The sequence below is a fragment of the Streptomyces sp. NPDC002793 genome (assembly GCF_040295485.1).
GTDB lineage: Bacteria > Actinomycetota > Actinomycetes > Streptomycetales > Streptomycetaceae > Streptomyces.
The window spans coordinates 1-5,305 of the sequence record NZ_JBEOVL010000109.1 but is presented as its reverse complement, the minus strand read 5'-3'; the positions used below and the strand labels follow the sequence as shown (position 1 = coordinate 5,305).

The following is a 5,305-nucleotide window of genomic DNA, read 5'->3' as shown; positions in this document are numbered from 1 at the left end:
CTCCAGTGCCGCCGCGTCGTCGAAGACCACCTCACGCAACGGACGGTCCAGGTCCACCCGCGCACACACCGCGTCGAAGGCCTCCGCGAACACCGGGAAGGTCTCGTACAGTTCCCGGCCCATGCCCGCCCGTTGACTTCCCTGACCGCTGAAGAGGAAGGCCAGGTCCCCGTCCTTGGCGGTGCCCAGGACCACTCCGGGCGCCGACTCACCCCGGGCCAGCGCGGCGAGCGCGGCCCGGGGGTCGGTGAGGAGCACCGCACGGCGCGGGAGGGCGGCGCGGGAGGTGGCGAGGGAGAACGCGAGGTCGAGGTCGGAGGCTGCGGGCAAGCCCGCGTGCAGTCTCCCGGCCTGGGGGCGGAGCGACGCGTCGTCACGGGCCGAGAGCAGCCACGGCAGGACGGTGGGTACGGGCCGGTCGGCCGCCGGGACGTCGTCCGCGTCCTCGGCGGGTACCGGTTGTTGTTCGAGGATGACGTGTGCGTTGGTGCCGCTCACGCCGAACGAGGAGACGGCGGCGCGGCGCGGGCGGTCGACGGCGGGCCACTCCCGCTCCTCGGTGAGCAGTTCCACCGCCCCGCGCTGCCACGCCACGTGGGGTGAGGGGGTGTCGACGTGCAGGGTGCGGGGCAGTACGCCGTGGCGCAGCGCCATGACCGACTTGATGACTCCGGCGACACCGGAGGCGGCCTGGGTGTGCCCGATGTTGGACTTCAGGGAGCCCAGCCACAAGGGGACGTCACGGTCCTGGCCGTACGTGGCGATCAGGGCCTGTGCCTCGATCGGATCGCCCAGCTTCGTTCCCGTGCCGTGGCCCTCCACCGTGTCGATGTCGCCCGGTCCGAGTCCGGCGGCATCCAGGGCGGCGCGGATGACGCGCTGCTGGGAGGGGCCGTTGGGCGCGGTGAGCCCGTTGGACGCACCGTCCTGGTTGACGGCGGAGCCGCGTACCACGGCGAGCACCTGGTGGCCGTTGGCGACGGCGTCGGACAGCCGCTCCACCAGGAGCACCGCGACGCCTTCGGACCAGCCGGTGCCGTCGGCCGCGGCGGCGTACGACTTGCAGCGTCCGTCGGCCGCGAGTCCCTTCTGCCGGGCGAACTCCTCGAACGGGGTCGGCTGGGGCATGACGGTCACGCCGCCGGCCAGGGCGAGCGAGCACTCCCCCGCGCGCAGCGCCTGCACGGCCTGGTGCAGCGCCACCAGGGAGGAGGAGCAGGCGGTGTCCACCGTCACCGAGGGCCCCTCCAGGCCGAGGACGTAGGAGACACGGCCGGAGATGACGCTGTTGGACAGACCGGTGAGGAGGTGGCCTGCGATCTCCTCGGGGACCTGGACGTTGACGCCGTAACCGGCGTTCGAAGCGCCCGCATAAACGCCCGTGCGGGTGCCGCGCAGCGAGTCGGGGGCGATGCCGGCCCGCTCCAGGGCCTCCCAGCAGGCTTCGAGGAGGAGTCGCTGCTGGGGGTCCATGGCAAGGGCCTCACGCGGCGAGATACCGAACAGATCGGCGTCGAACTCGGTGGCGTCCGCCACGAATCCACCCAGCCGCGCGTAGTCGGCGTCGTCGCCGAGGTCCCAGCCCCGGTCCGCGGGGAAGGCCGATATGCCATCGCCACCGGACCGTACGAGGTCCCACAGGTCCTCGGGCGAGCTCACACCGCCGGGCAGCCGGCAGCTCATGCCGACGACGGCGATGGGCTCGCGGGCGGCGTCGACGAGTTCACGGTTGCGCCTGCGCAGCCGATCGGTCTCCTTGAGGGAGGCTCGCAGCGCCTCGACGACCTGCTGCTCGCGGGTGCTCATGACGTGGCTCCAAACGGGGTGGACATGGATCAGGCGTCCGGGTTGTCGAGGGCGGTCTGAATGAGGGAGTCGATGTCCATCAGGTCGATGTCGTCTCCGGGGTCGTCGGCGGCCGTCTCCCCGGCCGTGACGGGGGTGGGCGTGGCATCGCCCGCAAGCGCCAGCAGGGTTTCGAGAAGTCCGGCCTCCCTGAGCCGGTCCGAGGACAGCGAGGCCAGGGCACGGCGCACCGCGTCCTCCTCCTGGTCGGTGCCCGGAGCCGCCGTGCCCGATGCTCCGGTGTCCGCCGTCGCGGGCACCGCCTTCCGCTCGGCCCGGTCGGCCGCCTCCTCTATCTCCTCCGCCAGGCGGGCGGCGAGTGCCACGGGCGTCGGATAGTCGAAGATCATCGCGGTCGGGAGGGCGAGGCCGGTGGCCGCGGCGATCCTGGCGCGGATCTCGACGGCGGTCAGCGAGTCGAAGCCGAGGTCGGCGAACCCGCCCTTCGCGGGTACGCCGTCCACGCCCTGGTGGCCGAGTACGTCGGCGGCCTGGCGGCGCACCAGGTCGAGCAGGGCGCGTTCGCGCCGGGCGGTGGACAGTCCGACCAGACCGGCTGCGAACTCGGTGAGTCCCTCCTCGGCCTGCCGCTCCTCGGTGGCCGTGTCCGTCCCTGCGAGCGGGACGAACAGCGGGGCCGGCCTGCTCGCGGTGAACGCGGGCAGGAAGCGGTCCCAGTCGACGTCGGCGACGGTCACACAGGTGTCTCCGGCGTCGAGCGCGTCGGCCAGGGCCCTTACCCCCGCCTCCGGAGCCATCGCAGCCAGCCCTCGTCGGGCGAGGAACTCCGCGACGTCACCGTCCGCCGTGGCCATGCCCTCCCCCGCCCAGGGGCCCCAGGCGATCGAGGTGGCCGCCCGGCCCTGGGCGCGGCGGCGTTCGGCCAGTGCGTCTAGGTGGGCGTTGCCCGCCGCGTACCCGGCCTGGCCGCCGCTCCCCCATACGCCGGCGATGGACGAGAACAGCACGAACCGCTCGACGTGGGGCAGCAGTTCATCGAGGTTGCGGGCGCCGAGCACCTTGGCCCGGGTGGCCTCCCGGTACGCCGCCGGGTCAAGGGAGTCGACGGGGCCGGTGGTCGCCGCACCGGCCGTGTGCACCACCGCGTCGACCGGGTGCTCGGCCAGCAGGGCGGTGAGGGCGTCCTTGTCTGCGACGTCGCAGGCCACCACGACGGCGGTGCAGCCCGATTCGGCGAGCTCGGCCACCAGCCGCTCGGCACCCGGTGCCCGCAGGCCCGACCTGCTGGTCAGGACCAGCTTCCGGGCACCGCGTCCGGTCAGCCAGCGGGCGACGTGCCCGCCGAGCGCGCCGGTGCCGCCGGTGATCAGCGTGGTGCCCCTCGGGATCCACTCCTCGCCCGGGGCGAGCGGAGCGCGGTCGAGACGGCGGGCCAGTACGCGGCCGGAACGGAGAGCCATCTGGTCCTCCGGTCCGCCCAGGACGTTCGCCAGGAGAGCCAGCGTCGCCGGGTCGGGGTCCTCGGGCAGGTCGATCAGGCCGCCCCACCGGTCGCCGAGTTCGAGCGCCGCGACGCGTCCCAGGCCCCACACCTCGGCGGCCCCGGGTTCGGGCGATGTGCCGTCGGCGTCGGTGGCGGACACGGTCACGCACCACAGGGGGGCGCCGGCGTCGGCCCGTACCGCGGCAAGCACGGCCTCCGGGTCTCCGGAGAGCAGCAGTACGCCGTCGGCGGGGTGCGCCCGGGACAGTGCGGCGGGGGGTGTGACGGCTGCCTCGCCGCCGCCCGAGCGCAGGGCCTCGGCGACGGCTTCGGCCCGGTCGGCGTCCTGCTGTGCGGCGACGACCAGCCAGCGTCCCTGGGTGGGGCGGCCCGGCGGGATCTCCGTCCAGCCGACGCGGTAGCGCCGACCGGTGGCGGCCGTGCGGAGGGCGTGCTCACGGCGCCAGACGGAGAGGGCGGGCAGCGCCCCGGCCAGCGCGGCGCCCGTCTCCCGGTCGAGTCCGGTCAGCGATCCGAGGTCTCCGGCGTCGACTGCCGCCCAGAACTCGGCGTCGGCCGGGTCGGTGTCCGCCGTGAGGGAGGTGAGGGGCTCGGGCCAGTAGCGCGCACGGTCGAACGCGTAGGTGGGCAGTTCGGCGCGGGGCCCGTTGCCGAGGACCGTCTGCCAGTCGACGCGCGTACCCCGGGTGTGTGCTGCCGCCAGCGCGGTCAGCAGCGTCGTCGGCTCGTGCCGTCCGGGCCTGAGCGCTGCCGCCGCCACGACGTCCCGGGCGGTGGTGGAGCGGATCAGCGCGGTGAGGACGCCGTCCGGCCCGAGCTCGACGCAGGAGGTGACGTCCTGCCGCCACAGTTCGGCGACGGCGTCGGCGAACCGGACGGGTTCGCGGACCTGGTTCACCCAGTACTCGGGGGTGGCCGGGTCGCCCGGCGCGGTGGTGATCATGGGAATGGCCGGTTCCCGGTAGTCGAGTCCCTCGGCGACGGCTGCCAGGTCGGCGAGCATCGGATCCATCCGGTGCGAGTGGAAGGCGTGCGAGACGACGAGCCGCCTGACCTTGCGGCCCTCTGCCCGCCACCGCTGCTCGCAGTCGGCGATCGCTTCCTCGTCGCCCGAAACGGTCAGCGCCTCGGCGCCGTTGACGGCGGCCAGGTCCACTCCGGCGGGCAGGGTGATCTCGTCCTCCGTCGCTTCGACGGCCAGCATCACTCCGCCCGCGGGCAGCGCCTGCATCAATCGGGAGCGGGCCTCCACCAGGGTGCACGCGTCGTCGAGAGACAGGACGCCCGCGACGTGCGCGGCCGCGAGTTCGCCGATGGAGTGGCCGACCAGCACATCCGGGCGGGCGCCCCACGACTCCACGAGGCGGAAGAGGGCGACTTCCAGGGCGAACAGGGCGGGTTGTGCGTACTCGGTACGGGTCAGGGTGTCGTCGTCGCCGAACACCACGTCCCGCAGGGGCCGTTCGAGCGCGATTCCGGCGCAGACCGCGTCGAACGCCGCCGCGAACACAGGGTACGTCTCGTACAGTTCGCGGCCCATGCCCGCCCGTTGTGCGCCCTGCCCGGTGAAGAGGAAGGCTGTACGCCCGTCACCGGCCGGCTCGGACGGGGTGCCCGGGGCTCCTTCGACGAGGGCGCGCACTCCGGCGATCAGGGTGTCGCGGTCGGCGCCGACCACCGCAGCGCGGTGGCCGAGCGTCGTGCGCCGGGCGGTCAGTGCGCGGGCGATCGCGAGGTCGGGGGTGTCGGGGTGGGTCTCGGCGAAGGTGAGCAGCCGCTCCGCCTGGCCGCGCAGGGCCGCCGCCGAACCGGCCGACAGCAGCCAGGGCAGTGCGGCGGGCTCCGGGGCGGACGGCTCGGGGACGGCCGGGGACGCTGCCGGTTCGGGGAGGGCCTCCAGGACGACGTGGGCGTTGGTGCCGCTGATTCCGAAGGAGGAGACGCCCGCCCGGCGGGGCCTGCCGGTCTCCGGCCACGGCCGGGACTCGGTGAGCA

General features: G+C 74.2%; 2 protein-coding genes. Both read right to left on the bottom strand.

Annotation, left to right across the window (positions count from 1 at the left end):
* Positions 1-1,806: type I polyketide synthase (locus tag ABT001_RS35665; protein ID WP_351285834.1), on the bottom strand; the 1,806-nt coding region annotated here is incomplete at its 3' end.
* A gap of 29 nt (positions 1,807-1,835) precedes the next feature.
* On the bottom strand, positions 1,836-5,305 hold a 3,470-nt coding region (locus ABT001_RS35660; RefSeq protein ID WP_351285832.1), incomplete at its 5' end, for an SDR family NAD(P)-dependent oxidoreductase.